This is a genomic window from Kribbella sp. NPDC031520 (genome assembly GCF_055580825.1).
This window is the reverse complement of record NZ_JBVIKS010000006.1, coordinates 677,913-691,848: the sequence shown is the minus strand read 5'-3', so window position 1 is coordinate 691,848 and position 13,936 is coordinate 677,913. Positions and strand designations below refer to the sequence as shown.

Here is a 13,936-nt window from a genome sequence, read left to right as displayed (position 1 = left end):
GGAAGACGTTTACACGCCGGAAACCAACACACCGGAACCCGAGTGGCCCCTCTGAGCGCGATCGTGGTCCTCGTGACCGCCCCGCGTCTCAGTCTTCGTAGGCCGGTGGGCAAGCCCGCCGGCAACCTGTACCGCGTCACCGCCGCAGTGAGCTTCCTGACATTGGGCCTGTTCTGGGTGCTTCCGGTGCTGCTCCCGAAGGCGGATTCGCCGGACCCGTGCAAGGGTCTCGCGAACGGATCCGTCTGTGCTCCGGTCCCGGCCGTCGAGAACAGCGGATCGGTCGACAGCCTGCAGCTGTTCCTGTCAACGACAGGCGTCGAGCTGGCGGTGATCGCCTGCTACCTGGCCGTCGCAGTGGCGCGCCGGACGATCGAGCTGCGCGCCGCGCTCCGCTGGTCGCCGGCCGCGATCGCGGTTGTCACACTTGCCGTCGGCGGGTTCGGCTGGCTCCTCGACGACGGGGACCTGGCCGACCTCGGCCCTATCGGCCTCGGCTACCTCGTTCTGTTCGCCTGCTGGCTGCTCGCCCCGCTGGTCCTGTACGACGTTTATCGCGGCGATCGAGCGGCCGTCGTTCCAGTCGCTCTCGGCCTCGCACCGACAGCGACCGCAAACGCCCTGTTCTACGCGGACCCGCCGGCCACCGCTCTGCCTGCCGTCATGCTCGTCATCGCGACCGGGACAGTCGTCGTCGTGCACCTCCGCCGAGGGCAGTAGTCAGAGCCGTGGGTCGATCGGCTCCGATTCGAGGGCCAGCACGGCGAAGACGCATTCGTGGATGCGCCACAGGGGTTCACCGCGGGCGGCGCGGGCGAGGGACTCCAGGCCGAGGGCGTACTCGCGGAGGGCGAGCGAGCGTTTGTGGCCGAGGTTGCGGTCGCGGAGCCGGTTGAAGTTGGCCGGCTCGGTGTAGTCGGGGCCGTAGATGAGCCGCAGGTACTCCTGCCCGCGCACCTTCAGCCCCGGCTGCGCCAGCCCCTTCCCCGTCCGGGTCAGGTTCGCGGCCGGCTTCACGACCATGCCTTCCCCCTCACCCCGCCCCTCTCCCCCGGCGCCGGTCAGCTCCTCCCACCAGGCGATCCCGGCGTCCCAGTTGTCCGCGTCGACGAACAGCCGGCGGGTCGGCGTGATCAGCTCCGGGCCTTCGGCAACCATCCGGTCCGCGATCCCGAGGTGCCACGCGTGCGGCTGCTCCTCGTACGTCGCCCCCTCCGAGGCGAGCACCTGGAACGGCGCCACCCGCACCCCGTCGAGCCCGTCCGTCGGCCAGCAGTACCGCCGGTACGCCGCGGTGAACCGCTCAGCATTCGCCGTACGACGCTCCGTCGACGCCAGCAGCTCACCGACCTCCAGCCCGGCATCACGAGCGGCCCGTAGCGCAGCCGTTGCAGCGGGCAACGACGTACGCGCGGCCGCGCCGACGGCGGCGTACTGGTTCCGCAGCAGGTCTTCCGCCTTCGCGCTCCACGGCAGCAGTTCCGCATCGAGCAGCAGCCAGGACGTGTCGAGTTCGTCGAAGAGACCAGCTGCCGAGGCCACCGCACGGAGCCGGAGCAGAAGTTCGTCGGTCAGCTCCGCGTCGAAGAACGAGCGCCCGGTGCGCGTGTGGATCGCGCCGCGGCCGGCCAGCCCGAAGCGCTTCTCGGCCACGTCGTCGTCGCGGGTGAGCAGTACGACCGCCCGCGAGCCCATGTGCTTCTCCTCGCACACCAGCTCGGTCACGCCCTGACCGCGGTACGTCTCGAACGCCTGCCGCGGGTGCTCCAGCAGCCCCGGCTCGGGCGACGTCGCGACCGGGCTCATCGTCGGCGGCAGGTACAGCAGGAACCGCGGGTCGATCGCGAACCGGCTCATCACCTCCAGTGCTGCACCGGCCTGCTCGGCGCGGACGCTGAGCCGCCCGTGCGTCGCGGTCTCGATCACGCGGCGGCCGGTGACGTCGGTCAGCTCGAGTACGTCGGGTTCGCGCGCCGGAGCAGCTCCTGAAGTTGCCGAGTGCAACGGTTTCGCGGGCGCGTAGTACTCCTCGGCGGCCGGTACCGAGACCAGCTCCCGTTCCGGGTACCGCAGCGCGGTCAGCGACCCGCCGAACACGCACCCGGTGTCGAGGCAGATCGTGTTGTTGATCCACTCCGGCTCCGGCGTCGGCGTGTGGCCGTAGACGACCGTCGCCCGGCCGCGGTAGTCGTTCGCCCACGGGTAGCGCACCGGCAGCCCGAACTCGTCGGTCTCGCCGGTCGTCTCGCCGTACAGGCAGAACGAACGGACGCGTCCCGACGTACGGCCGTGCATCCGCTCGACCAGGCCGGCGTGCGAGACGACCAGGTTGCCGCCGTCGAAGACGTAGTGCGAGATCAGCCCGTCGATGAACGTGGCGACCTCGTCGCGGAACTCGGCCGGCTCCGCGGCGAGTTGTTCCAGAGTGGTCTCCAGGCCGTGGCTGATCTTGACGTTCTTGCCGCGGAGGGCGCGGAGCAGTTTGTCCTCGTGGTTGCCGGGTACGCAGTACGCGTTGCCCTGCGCAACCATTCCCATGACGAGCCGGAGTACGCCGGGCGTGTCCGGGCCGCGGTCGACCAGGTCGCCGACGAAGATCGCACGGCGGCCAGGCTGTCCGGCGTGGACGGCGTCGACCGGGCGGCCGGCGTCGTCGCGGATCAGCGTGTAGCCGAGGTCGGTGAGCAGGCGCTCGAGCTCGGGACGGCAACCGTGGACGTCACCAATGATGTCGAACGGGCCCGGCTGGTCGGTGAGGTCATTGTAGAGCCGGGTGCGTTCGATGCTGACGGCATCGATCTTCTCGACGGTGTCGAGGACGTGTACGGTGCGGAAGCCTTCGCGTTTCAGGCTGCGGAGGCCGCGCTTCAGCTGGGAGCGCTGGCGGACGATCACCTTGCTGCCGAACTGGCGGTCCGCGCGGTGCTCGTTCCGCTCGACGCAGACCCGCTCGGGTGGGTCGAGGACGATCGCGACCGGGAGTACGTCGTACTCGCGGGCCAGGTTGACGAGCTCCTTGCGGGCGTCCGGCTGGACGTTGGTCGCGTCGATGACGGTCAGGCGACCGGCGGCCAGGCGCTTCCCGGCGATGAAGTTCAGCACCTCGAAGGCGTCCTTCGTGGCCGCCTGGTCGTTCTCGTCGTCCGACACCAGCCCGCGGCAGAAGTCGCTCGAGATCACCTCGGTCGGCAGGAAGTGCTTCCGCGCGAACGTCGACTTCCCGGACCCACTAGCCCCGACAAGCACCACAAGACAAAGCTTGGGAATCTGCAGCTCAGTCATCAGCCCGCCACCTCGTCTACGGTCAGGTCGCGCGGCTGCGCCGCGCGGGTGGAGAGGGACTCGCGCGGCTGCGCCGCGGAGGTGGGGAGGGTGAAGAGGGCCAGCTGGGTTGGAGGGCCGACCTCGGGGTCGTCGGGACCGACGGGGCGGAACTCGACTGTGTATCCGTAGCGAGTGGCGACCTGGTTGCACCAGGTTCGGAACTGCGTGCGGGTCCACTCGAAGCGGTGGTCGGGGTGGCGGAAGTTGCCGGCGGGTAGGGATGGGAAGCGGATGTTGTACTCGCTGTTCGGGGTGGTCATCACGACCGCGGCCGGGTGGGCGGCGCGGAAGATCGAGTGCGCGAGGGCGGGCAGGCGGAGTGGGTCGACGTGTTCGACGACCTCCATCAGGACGACGGCGTCGAGGCCCGCGAGGCGTTCGTCGGCGTACGTCACCGAGGACTGCAGGAACGACAGCCGGTCGCGCTGGCGGTCGGGCAGGTCGTCGTAGTGCAGTCGGCGCTTGGCGGAGATCAGGGCGCGGGCCGACACGTCGGTCGCGATGAGCTCGCCGATCATCGGGTCCTTGAGCAGCTCGCCGACCAGCGCGCCTTCGCCGCAGCCGATGTCCGCGATCCGCCGCGCTCCGAGCTCCCGCAGTACGCCGGCCACCGTCGTACGTCGCTCGACCGCGAGCGACACCGTCCCCTCCTCGGACGACTCCTCCGCGAGCGCGATGCCGTCGGCTTCGGCGAGTCGTTCGAGGGCCGCGTCGGCCAGGTAGCGCCGGTGCGCGAGGTAGCGCCGCGAGATCAGGTCCTTGTCCGGGTGCGCCGCCAGCCAGCCCTCGCCGGCGCGGATCAGCTTGTCGACCTCGTCCGGTCCGACCCAGTAGTGCTTCGCGTCGTCGAGCACCGGGAGCATCACGTACAAGTGTTTGAGTGCGTCCGCCAGCCGCAGTACGCCGGTCAGCCGCAGGTCGACGTACCGGGAATCGCCCCACGCCGGGACCTCCGGGTCGAGCGGTACCGGGCGGGCGTCGACGGTCCAGCCGAGCGGCGCGAACAGCCGCTCCGCGAGGTCCGTACCGCCGTTGCAGGGTAGGGCCGGTACGTGCACGTCGAGCGGGATCGCCCGCGCGGCGAGTTCCGGACGGGCGTCGCAGCGGCCGTTCATCGCCGTACGGAAGAGTTTGCCGAGCGCGACCGCGAGCAGGCTGGAGGCAGCGTACGGGCGGTCGTTCACGTACTGCCCGAGCGTGAACCCCTCGGCGGCCTTGCCACGCCCGGCCTTGACCAGGCCGATCGGGTCGATCTCGAGCAGTACGGCCGCCGTACAGCGTTCGTCCGTGGCCTCCGGATAGAACACATGGGCCGATCCACCGGTGACGTCGATCGCCTGCGGTCGCGCCGGGTTCTTGTGCAACAGGAACCCGAAATCACTCGCGGGAGCGGCCACTCCGGACAGGTCGGTACCAAGCGTGAGGAACACCTGAGGTATTCGATCATGTGTCGCGGATCGAGACACGCGGATTAGGGTCTGGCGTGTACGGGCAGATTAGCTCTAGCTTGAATACAGAAGATGAGTCGCTACGGACCGTTCTTCCCCGCTGACATTCGGTAAACGTCCCCGGTTTGTGGCGAAAGCCCACCCACGCCACCACAACGGGGAAAGGACCATGGCAGCTTTATCGCTCCACACGGGGTACCGCCGGTGAAACCCCAGACGTTCGAACTCGTCCGCTACACCGATATCAGCGGGGTCTCCGGGACCGGCGTCGTCGCCGAAGGCTGTGTCTTCACCGACGGCTCGGTCGCGCTCCGCTGGCACGGAGCCAACCCCTCCACGGCCGTCTGGCCGGACCTGGACTCGATCCTCGCCGTCCATGGCCACCACGGCGCCACCGTCGTCCGCTGGCTCGACGTCTCCGAGATGGAACCAGTACCAGGCACCGACCTCCTGCCCGGCGAGCTCACGCACATCCTCGCCACCGGCCGGCGCACCCACCACCACCCACCAGCCGTCGCCTCGGCCTGACCGTACTTCGGCTGACTGCCCTTACGGGGTGAGGCCGGTCAGCGCGAAGAACTCGGCGCGCGAGCTGGGGTTGTTGCGAAGGGTTCCGTGGAGCGCTGACGTGACGGTCCTCGAGCCGGCCGCCCGGACGCCGCGCAACGACATGCACTGATGCTCGGCCTCGATCACGACGCCGACGCCCTTCGGCTCCAGGTGGTCCTGCAGCCAGTCCGCGACCTGCTTGGTCAGCCGCTCCTGCACCTGGAAGTCACGCGCGAACAGCTCCACGACCCGGGCCAGCTTCGACAGCCCGAGGATCCGGTCGCCGGGCAGGTACCCGACGTGGGCGACACCCTGGAACGGCAGCAGGTGGTGCTCGCACAACGACTGCACCGGGATGTCCTTGGCCAGGACGAGCTCGTCGTACCCCTCGTCGTTCGGGAACGTGGTCAGCTCGAACTCCCGCGGGGTGAGCATCTCCGCGTACGCGTTCGCGACCCGGCGCGGGGTGTCCGCGAGGTGGGCGCTGTGCGGGTCCCGCCCGAGCGCGGTCAGCAGGTCCGCGACGGCACGCTGCGCCGCCGGCAGGTCGATCTGCTCCCGGCGGGCGACGATATGGAGGGGGACGGACTCGAGGTCGGCCGAGATCGCCATGCGCTACTCCCTGAGGTATCAACGAACTGACATCATACTGTTTGACCAACCGAAGTTGTCGATAGAATCATCCCGTGGACAGCTCCTGGGACGCCGCCGTACAGGCCGTCGCCGTACTGGAGGAGCCGACGCGGCGCCGGCTCTACGAGTACGTCACGGGCCGCGCCGGGCCGGTCAGCCGGGACGACGCCGCCGCCGCGCTCGGGATCCCGCGGACGACGGCCGCGTTCCACCTGGACCGGCTGACCGACGAGGGGCTGCTCGACACCTGCTACGAGCGCCGGAGCGGGCGCACCGGACCAGGAGCCGGCCGGCCCGCGAAGCTGTACCACCGCTCCGACCGCGAGATCGAGATCACCCTCCCCGAACGCCAGTACGCCGTCGCCGGCCACCTCCTCGCCGCCGCTATCCAGGACGCCGAAACCACCGGCATGACCCCACGCGAGGCCGTCCACCGAAGAGCCCGCGAGTACGGCGAAACGCTCGGCCGCACAGCCCGCGAGCGCGGGGACCAACTGGAGGAGGTCCTGGAAGCGCACGGCTTCGAACCGCGGGTAGGTGCGAACGGGATGGCGTTGGGGAACTGTCCGTTCCGGCGGTTGGCCAAGGACCATCCGCAACTGGTGTGCGGGATGAATCTGCAGCTGGTCGCGGGGCTGTCGAGCGGGCTCGGCTCGCCGTTGCAGGCGGAACTCGCGCCCGCGCCGGGCTCCTGCTGCGTACGTCTCGTAAAGTCACCCCGTGGCGAAAGCTAAGCAAGGGCAGGGGACTCCGGCGACGGTCGCGTTGACGAAGGCGAAGGTCGAGTTCACGACGCACACGTACGAGCACGACCCTGCGGCGAAGTCGTACGGGCTGGAGGCGGCCGAGCTGCTCGGGCTCGCGCCGGAGCAGGTGTTCAAGACGCTGCTCGTCGAGGTGGACGGCAAGCTGACGGTCGGCGTCGTACCGGTCGACAAGCAGCTCGACCTGAAGGCGATCGCGGCCGCGGCGGGCGGGAAGAAGGCGGTGATGGCCGACCCGGCCGCCGCCGAGCGCACCACCGGATACGTCGTCGGCGGCATCAGCCCGATCGGCCAGAAACGTGCCCTGCCGACCGTCGTCGACAGCACCGCCACCGACCACCCGACGGTCTACGTGTCGGGCGGCCGGCGCGGTCTCGACATCGGCCTGTCCCCCGCCGATCTGATCACCGTGACCAAGGCCCGTACGGCGGCCATCGCCCGCTGATCCAGATCACTCGTCGAGCGCGTCGGTGGGGATCTCCTCGGCTCCGGTGATGAACGACACCACGTCACTCATCGACACCTTCTTCGGATCGACGACCCCGGTCCGCTTGCCCAACCGGTGCACGTGGATCCGGTCGGACACCTCGAACACGGCCGGCATGTCGTGCGAGATCAGTACCACGGGCAGCCCGCGATTGCTGATCCGCTTGATCAGTTCGAGGACGTGTGCGGTTTCCCGAACGCCGAGGGCGGCGGTCGGCTCGTCCATGATCACCACCTTGCTGCCGAACATCGCCGCGCGGGCGACCGCCACGGCCTGCCGCTGACCTCCCGACAGGCTCTCGACCGGTTGGGTGATGTCCTGGATCGTGGCGATACCCAGCGCGTCGAGCTGGTTGCGTGCCTCGGTGCGCATCGCCTTGCGGTCCAACATCCTGAGCTTGCCGAGAATGCCGTCGCGACGGATCTCCCGGCCGAGGAACAGGTTGGTGGTGATGTCGAGCGCGGGCGCCACCGCCAGTGTCTGGTACACGGTTTCGATACCGTTGCGCCGGGCATCGAGCGGCGAGTGGAAGTTCACCGGCTTGCCGTCCAGCTCGATGGTTCCGGCATCGGGCTGCAACGCACCGGTGAGCGCCTTGATCAGACTGGACTTGCCGGCGCCGTTGTCGCCGACGATCGCCAGTACCTCGCCCGGATAGAGGTCGAAGTCGGCGCCGTTGATCGCGGTGACATGGCCGTACCGCTTGACCAGACCGCGTGCGGTGAGCATCGGCGTACGAACAGCTGTGGCCTGTTTGCGTGCCTCGGTCTCGGTCATCGGCTCCTCCTCCGGGTCGCCTGGTCGAAGGCCACCGCGGCGATCACCAGGACGCCGGTGGCCAGGTTCTGGTAGTTCGAGTCGATGCCCATCTGGGTGAGGCCGCTGCGCAGTACGGCGACGATCAGCGCGCCGACGACCGTACCGACGACACCGCCGCGGCCACCGAACAGGCTGGTCCCGCCGATCACCACGGCAGTGATGCTGTCCAGGTTGCCGGTCTGGTACGCGTTCGGGTCGGCGGTCGGCGTACGTCCGAGTGCCATCCAGGCTGCGAACCCGTAGATGATCCCGGCCACGGCGTACACGCTGACCAGGGTCCGGTCGATGTGGATACCGGTCAGCCGCGCCGCCTCCGGTTCGTTGCCGACGGCATACACATGCCGGCCCCATCCGGTCTTGGCGAGGACGAACCACATCAGCACGAAGAGCACCGCCGCGACGACCATGCCCATCGTGAACTGGATGCGCCCGAACAGGTAGAGCGACGTACCGAGCCAGGTCAGCAGGCCGTTCGGCACCGGCCACGTGGTGCCCTTGCTGTAGAGGTTGGTGACCGCGGTCATCACCGCGAGCATGCCCAGCGTGACGATGAACGGCGGCAGTTTGATCCGGCTCACCAGGAGCCCGGACAGGGTCGCCACCACGGTGCACGCCACGATCCCCAGGATCAGCGCCAACGGGCCGGGCAGGTGACCGGTCGCGACCCGGGTGATCAGCAAGGTGCCGAAGACAGCGATCGAGGCGTTCGCCAGGTCGATGCCGCCGGTCAGGATCACCAGCGTCTGGCCGAGCGCGAGGGTCCCGACGACGATCGACTGCTGGACGATGAAGGAGAAGTTGTCGACGTTCGCGAACGTACTGGTGGCCAGCGAGAAGAAGACGACCGCGACGAGCAGCGCGGCGGTCGGGCCGAGCACCGGGTTGCGGGCGAACAGCACCCGCAACGAGTCGGTACGGCGGCCGTGGTCAACGGTGGTCGTTGCCGTGGACATCGATCGTCACCCCCAGCAGTTCTGTGCGCCCCAGGCGGTGTCCTTGGACGCCAGACCCGCGACGGGCTTGTCGGTGATCAGGGTGGCACCGGTGTCGATGAAGCCGGACGGCTTCTTGCCCGACTGCGCGTAGTCGAAGACCGCGTTCACGCCTTGCTCGGCCATCTTCTTCGGGAACTGCATCACGGTGCCGACGAACAGGCCGTTCTTCACATCCTGCACGCCTTGGCAGCCACCGTCGATGGCGCCGACCAGCACCTTGCCGGCCAGGCCCTTCTCCTTCAGCGCCTGGTACGCACCCCGGGCCGCAGGCTCGTTGATGTTGTAGACCGCGTTCACCTGACCGCCGACCCGCTGCAGCAGGTTCTCCATCGCCGCCTGGGCCTTGGTCTGGTCGCCCTGGGTGAGTGCGGTGCCGATGATGTCGGGCGTGTCCAGCGGCAGGCCCATGCCCTCGAGGAATCCGTTGTGCCGCTGCTTGCCGACACTGGCACTCGGGTCGAGGTCCATCATCACCAGCTGCGGCTTGGTGCTGCCGAGGCGGGCCTTGACGTACTGGCCGATCAGCTTGCCGGCGGTCTCGTTGTTGGTCGCGTACGTCGCGGCCACCGCATCCGCGGGGGTGGTCTGGGTGTCCAGCGCGATCACCACGACACCCTTGTCCTGCGCCTGCTTGATCGCTCCGAGCACACCGGCCGAGTTGCTCGGAGTGATCAGGATGCCCTTGACGCCTTGCTGGACGAGGTTCTCGATCGCGGTGACCTGTCCCTCGTTGTCACCGTCGAACTTGCCGGCCAGCGCGATCAGGCTGCCGCCCTTCGCCTCCGCGGCCGCCTTGGCCGATTCGCGCAACTTGACGAAGTACGGGTTGGTGTCGGTCTTCGTGACCAGGCCGACCTTCACCGGTCCCGAGCCGCCTCCCGAACTGGACCCCGGTCCCGAGGTCTTGGTCGTCGTACAGGCGCTCAGCGCCACCACGCCCGCACATACGAGTGCGGCCGCGGCGGCGGTCGATCGCCGGAATCCGGTGCGCATCATCGGGGGGACCTCCTGCTGTTCCTGGTCAAGTTACTGATCAACTCCTCACGACCGGACGGTCGCGCGGTGCAGCACAACCTAGGACCGCTCAGATGAGCACGGAATGATTTGCGCAAAAGATTGCGTTGCAGTTTCGCCGTCAGCGACGATGCCCGCATGGCCGGTCCACGTCGCGGAGCACGGCTGGTCGACGTGGCCAAGCTGGCCGAGGTGTCGATCAGCACCGTCTCCCATGTCCTGAACGGCACCCGGTACGTCGCGCCGGACACCAGGGAGCGCGTACGGCACGCCCTCGAGGCGCTGGACTACGCCCCGCCCGCGCCCGTCGTCGCGAAGAGTTCGGGGCGTGCGCTCGGGCTGGCGATCACCGGAGCATCCAATCCGTACTTCGGCGATCTGATCGCCGGCGTGGAGTCCGAGGCAAGCCGGGCCGGCTTCGCGCTGTTGCTGTGCGACACGCACGACGACACCCAACTGGAGGCGAAAGCGGTCGCCACGCTGCTCGCACACAACGTCGAGGCGGTGATCATCGCGCCGACCCCTGGCTGGCAGGAGACAACGTTGCCGGTGTTGCGCAAACACGCGACGCCGTTCGTGCTGGTCGACCGGATGAGTGACGTCCGGGCCGATCAGGTCGGCACCGAGAACGAATCGGTGTCCGCCGCTCTGGTCGACCACCTGATCGAGATCGGCCATCGGCGGATCGGCATGCTGGCCGGCCTGGCGGGCCTGTCGACCACGGACGAGCGCTGCGTCGGCTACCGGCGGGCCCACCAGGCCGCCGGGATCGCGATCGACGAGTCGTTGATCGTCGACGCCCACTCGACGGTGGCCGGCGGCCGCGCCGGCGTCCTGTCGCTGCTGCGCCTTCCGGATCCGCCGACCGCGATCTTCGGCGGCAACAACGCGATGACCATCGGTGCGTTGCTCGCACTGAAACAGACCCGGCGGCGGATCCCGGACGACATCGCGCTCGTCACGTTCGACGACTTCGAATGGGCCAGCGCGATCTCACCCGCGCTCACCGCCGCGTCGCAGCCGTTCCACGCGATGGGCGCCAGAGCGGTCCAGTTGCTGCTGCGCCGGCTCGCGGACCCGTTTGCGCCCCGCCGGATCGAACGGCTCCCGGCCGAGATCGAACACCGCGAGAGCTGCGGCTGCCGAGCGACTGAGGTCTTCAGATGACAGTGCGGTACGACGAGACGGCGGCCCGGCTCCGGGCGCTCGAACTGTTGAAGGGCAGCCGGCGGTCGATCCTCGGCGTTGCCGGATCACCGGGCGCCGGCAAGTCGACGTACGCCGAGCGCCTGGTGCGAGACCTGGCAGCCGAGGGCCATCCGGTCGCCCTGGTGCCGATGGACGGCTTCCACCTGGCGCACGCGCAACTCGTCGAGCTCGGCCTGACAACGGTGAAAGGCGCGCCGCAGACCTTCGACATCGACGGCTATCTCGCTCTGCTCCACCGGCTGCGGACCCCGTCCGGACGGACCGTCTGGGCGCCGCGGTTCGACCGGGATCTCGACGAGCCGATCGCCGCCGGCATACCGGTCGGCGACGAGACCCAACTGGTGGTGACCGAAGGCAACTACCTGCTGCTCGATCAGGGGCCCTGGGCAACTGTCCGGTCGCTGCTCGACGAATGCTGGTTCCTCGACCTGGACCCAGGGCTCCGGCGCGAACGGCTCACCGCCCGGCACATCCGGCACGGCCGCGCCCCCGAGGAGGCGCGGGCCCGGACTGCCGGCAGCGACGAGGCGAACGCCCGCCTCATCGAAGCCACCCGGACCCGCGCCGACGCGGTTCTGGACCTGTTCAGCCGGTGATGGTCGGCTTGCCCGTTTCCAGGTGACCGGACAGCCGGCGGCGGTACGTCGTGTCGTCGGGGGTGGTCACTTCGACGTCGTACCAGCCCTGGTCAGTCGGCCAGAACAGGGGGAGGGACTGCTTGCCGCGGAGTTCGACCGTCGTGGTCTTGCTGGTGTAGCCGCGGGCCTTCAGCTTGACCGTCAGCTGTTTGCGGGACGTGTTGACCAGGTGGAGTTGTAGGGCGCCGGCCCGGTTCTCGACCCGTACGTCGAGACCGGCTGCCTCGCCGTCGGATGAACCGGCTACCTCCGCCCAGAAGCGATTGGGGCCCTGGATCGCAAGTTCGAACGGTCCGTTGACCGGGATCTCCACCAGGCTCGGCGTGTCACCCGGGGTCCTGTTCGCCGCCGGGTGGTGGACGTCCAGGTGCGTCGGTGCGGGGAGTTCGCCGCCGTACGGGTAGATGGTGAAGTGTGCCGACTGGGCGCCGTGGTTGCTGAGGGCAAGCATGAGCTTGCCGTCGGCCACGGACCCCGAAACCGACGGTCCGTAAGGGAGTGCGCGCGCCGGACGGCGGCCGGGCTCCTGCGCCGGCAGGGCCTGGTCGACGGGCGGCGACGGGTGCCAGCGGTTGATCGGTGCCGGGATCGGGCCGGGCTTGTCGACCGACGGCTGCCGGTAACCGCGGTCGAAGTCGAACGTCGACGTGAGGTCGCCGCACGCGGTCCGGCGCCAGGTGCTGATGTTCGGTTCGCGGACACCGGTCCACTGCTCGAGGAACCGCAGCACCGACGTGTGGTCGAAGACCTGCGAGTTGACGTGGCCGCCGACCGACCACGGCGATACGACCGTCATCGGTACTCGCGGGCCGAGGCCGATCGGCTTACCGGCGTACCAGTCGTCACCGTCGCCCGAGCTGGGCTGGGGTGCGACCGGCGGCGGGACGTGGTCGAAGTACCCGTCGTTCTCGTCGAAGTTGATGAACAGCACGGTCTTCGACCAGGTCTCCGGATCGGAGGCGATCGCGTCGAGGACGTCGTAGATCAGGTTCGCGCTGCCGACCGGGGTGGACGAGCCGGGGTGTTCGGAGTCGACTGCCGACGGCACGAGCCAGCTCACCTGCGGCAGCGTGCCGGCCTTGATGTCGGCGCGCAGCCGCGGGACAAGCGACTCCGGCTCGGAGCGGTACATCGCCTTGCGGAACAGCTTCTGGTCCGCGGCGGACAGCTTCTCGACGGCGGCGCTGAACTGCTGCAGCGCGACAGTTCGCTCGGCATCCGTCTTCTCGAAAAGCTTGTCGTAGAACTCCTCGGTCGTGCGGTACCCGCCCGGAACGTTCGCGAGGATCCGGTGTCCGACGCCCTTGAACGTCTTGAAGTACTCGACCGCGTTGTCGGTGAAGTTGTCCCACTCCTGGTAGATCTGCCAGGAGACGCCGGCCTTCTCCAGCCGTTCCGGGTACGACGTCCAGTCGTAGCCCTTGTGGTCGTACGAGTACGCCGCGTTCGTCACCGCGCGCTGAGTCGTACCAGGCTCGTAGCCGACGGTGCCGGACCACAGGTAGTTGCGGTTGGGGTTGGTGGAGCCGTTGACCGAGCAGTGGTACGCGTCGCAGATCGTGAACGTCTCGGCGAGCTCGTACTGCAACGGGATGTCGCGGCGGTCGTAGTGGGTCATGGTGGCGGCGGTCTTCGCCTGGACCCAGTCGTCGTTCCAGCCGCCGGCCCAGGCCTGCGTGGCGTCGCTGAAGCCGTGCGCCAGCGCACCGAGGTACTGGATGTCGTCGGGGTTGCGGCCTTCGTCGGCGGCGGCCTTCCGGAGCGAGAACGGCAGCACCTCGCCACCACCGGATTTCGGCTGGTGGAACACGCTCTTGCCGTTTCGAAGGCGCAGGGGCTGGCGGTCGCCGTACCCGCGGACGCCGCGCAACGTCCCGAAGTAGTGGTCGAACGAGCGGTTCTCCTGCATCAGCACGATCACGTGCTCGATCGCGCGCAGACCACCACGCCTCACAGGTTGCGCCATCGCGGTGTGCAGTGACGGCGGGAGCAGCGAGACCGCTGCCCCACCCGCCACCGAACCGAGCACCAGACGCCGGGAGATCTCAGTCATGGT

The 13,936-nt window shown here is 68.8% G+C and carries 13 protein-coding genes; 6 read left to right on the top strand and 7 right to left on the bottom strand.

Going from position 1 to position 13,936, the window contains the following annotated elements:
• The first annotated feature begins 72 nt into the window (after nucleotides 1–72).
• Nucleotides 73–720: a hypothetical protein gene (locus ACZ5BU_RS32245; RefSeq protein ID WP_465704210.1), complete on the top strand. Its 648-nt coding sequence runs from the start codon at nucleotides 73–75 to the stop codon at nucleotides 718–720.
• Here the strand turns inward: ACZ5BU_RS32245 and ACZ5BU_RS32240 are convergent, their stop codons facing one another.
• Nucleotides 721–3,282, bottom strand: coding sequence for a polynucleotide kinase-phosphatase (locus ACZ5BU_RS32240; protein ID WP_465704209.1), 2,562 nt, complete (start codon nucleotides 3,280–3,282; stop codon nucleotides 721–723). It abuts the gene before it with no gap.
• Nucleotides 3,282–4,754, bottom strand: coding sequence for a 3' terminal RNA ribose 2'-O-methyltransferase Hen1 (locus ACZ5BU_RS32235; RefSeq protein WP_465704208.1), 1,473 nt, complete (start codon nucleotides 4,752–4,754; stop codon nucleotides 3,282–3,284). The genes ACZ5BU_RS32240 and ACZ5BU_RS32235 overlap by 1 nt, the downstream gene beginning before the upstream one ends.
• A 222-nt stretch (nucleotides 4,755–4,976) precedes the next feature.
• On the opposite strand from ACZ5BU_RS32235, the gene ACZ5BU_RS32230 reads away from it, so the two are divergent.
• The gene (locus ACZ5BU_RS32230) at nucleotides 4,977–5,300 is read left to right on the top strand and encodes a hypothetical protein (protein ID WP_465704207.1); all 324 of its coding nucleotides are present in this window, start codon (nucleotides 4,977–4,979) and stop codon (nucleotides 5,298–5,300) included.
• Between the two features lie 21 nt (nucleotides 5,301–5,321).
• Here ACZ5BU_RS32230 and folE read toward each other — a convergent pair whose 3' ends face one another.
• The gene (gene folE, locus ACZ5BU_RS32225; RefSeq protein ID WP_465704206.1) at nucleotides 5,322–5,933 is read right to left on the bottom strand and encodes a GTP cyclohydrolase I FolE; all 612 of its coding nucleotides are present in this window, start codon (nucleotides 5,931–5,933) and stop codon (nucleotides 5,322–5,324) included.
• Between the two features lie 74 nt (nucleotides 5,934–6,007).
• On the opposite strand from folE, the gene ACZ5BU_RS32220 reads away from it, so the two are divergent.
• Nucleotides 6,008–6,688, top strand: coding sequence for a helix-turn-helix transcriptional regulator (locus tag ACZ5BU_RS32220; protein ID WP_465704205.1), 681 nt, complete (start codon nucleotides 6,008–6,010; stop codon nucleotides 6,686–6,688).
• Nucleotides 6,675–7,163, top strand: coding sequence for a Cys-tRNA(Pro) deacylase (gene ybaK, locus ACZ5BU_RS32215; RefSeq protein ID WP_465704204.1), 489 nt, complete (start codon nucleotides 6,675–6,677; stop codon nucleotides 7,161–7,163). Before ACZ5BU_RS32220 ends, ybaK begins: the two co-directional genes overlap by 14 nt.
• A 6-nt stretch (nucleotides 7,164–7,169) precedes the next feature.
• On the opposite strand, the gene ACZ5BU_RS32210 is transcribed toward ybaK, so the two are convergent.
• The 3 genes from ACZ5BU_RS32210 to ACZ5BU_RS32200 are packed head-to-tail and all read right to left on the bottom strand — an operon-like array spanning nucleotide 7,170 to nucleotide 10,015.
• Nucleotides 7,170–7,982 (bottom strand): ATP-binding cassette domain-containing protein, encoded by an 813-nt coding sequence (locus ACZ5BU_RS32210; protein ID WP_465704203.1) that lies wholly within the window; start codon nucleotides 7,980–7,982, stop codon nucleotides 7,170–7,172.
• The gene (locus ACZ5BU_RS32205) at nucleotides 7,979–8,977 is read right to left on the bottom strand and encodes an ABC transporter permease (RefSeq protein WP_465704202.1); all 999 of its coding nucleotides are present in this window, start codon (nucleotides 8,975–8,977) and stop codon (nucleotides 7,979–7,981) included. The genes ACZ5BU_RS32210 and ACZ5BU_RS32205 overlap by 4 nt, the downstream gene beginning before the upstream one ends.
• A 6-nt stretch (nucleotides 8,978–8,983) precedes the next feature.
• Nucleotides 8,984–10,015 carry a substrate-binding domain-containing protein gene (locus ACZ5BU_RS32200; RefSeq protein ID WP_465704201.1) on the bottom strand — a complete coding sequence of 344 codons (1,032 nt, stop codon included), beginning with the start codon at nucleotides 10,013–10,015 and terminating at the stop codon, nucleotides 8,984–8,986.
• A gap of 156 nt (nucleotides 10,016–10,171) precedes the next feature.
• Between ACZ5BU_RS32200 and ACZ5BU_RS32195 the strand changes: the two genes are divergently transcribed.
• Nucleotides 10,172–11,200, top strand: coding sequence for a LacI family DNA-binding transcriptional regulator (locus ACZ5BU_RS32195; protein ID WP_465704200.1), 1,029 nt, complete (start codon nucleotides 10,172–10,174; stop codon nucleotides 11,198–11,200).
• Nucleotides 11,197–11,838 carry a nucleoside/nucleotide kinase family protein gene (locus ACZ5BU_RS32190; RefSeq protein WP_465704199.1) on the top strand — a complete coding sequence of 214 codons (642 nt, stop codon included), beginning with the start codon at nucleotides 11,197–11,199 and terminating at the stop codon, nucleotides 11,836–11,838. Before ACZ5BU_RS32195 ends, ACZ5BU_RS32190 begins: the two co-directional genes overlap by 4 nt.
• Here ACZ5BU_RS32190 and ACZ5BU_RS32185 read toward each other — a convergent pair.
• Nucleotides 11,828–13,933 (bottom strand): phosphocholine-specific phospholipase C, encoded by a 2,106-nt coding sequence (locus ACZ5BU_RS32185; RefSeq protein WP_465704198.1) that lies wholly within the window; start codon nucleotides 13,931–13,933, stop codon nucleotides 11,828–11,830. The two genes, ACZ5BU_RS32190 and ACZ5BU_RS32185, sit on opposite strands and share 11 nt — an antisense overlap.
• Between the last annotated feature and the right edge of the window lie 3 nt (nucleotides 13,934–13,936).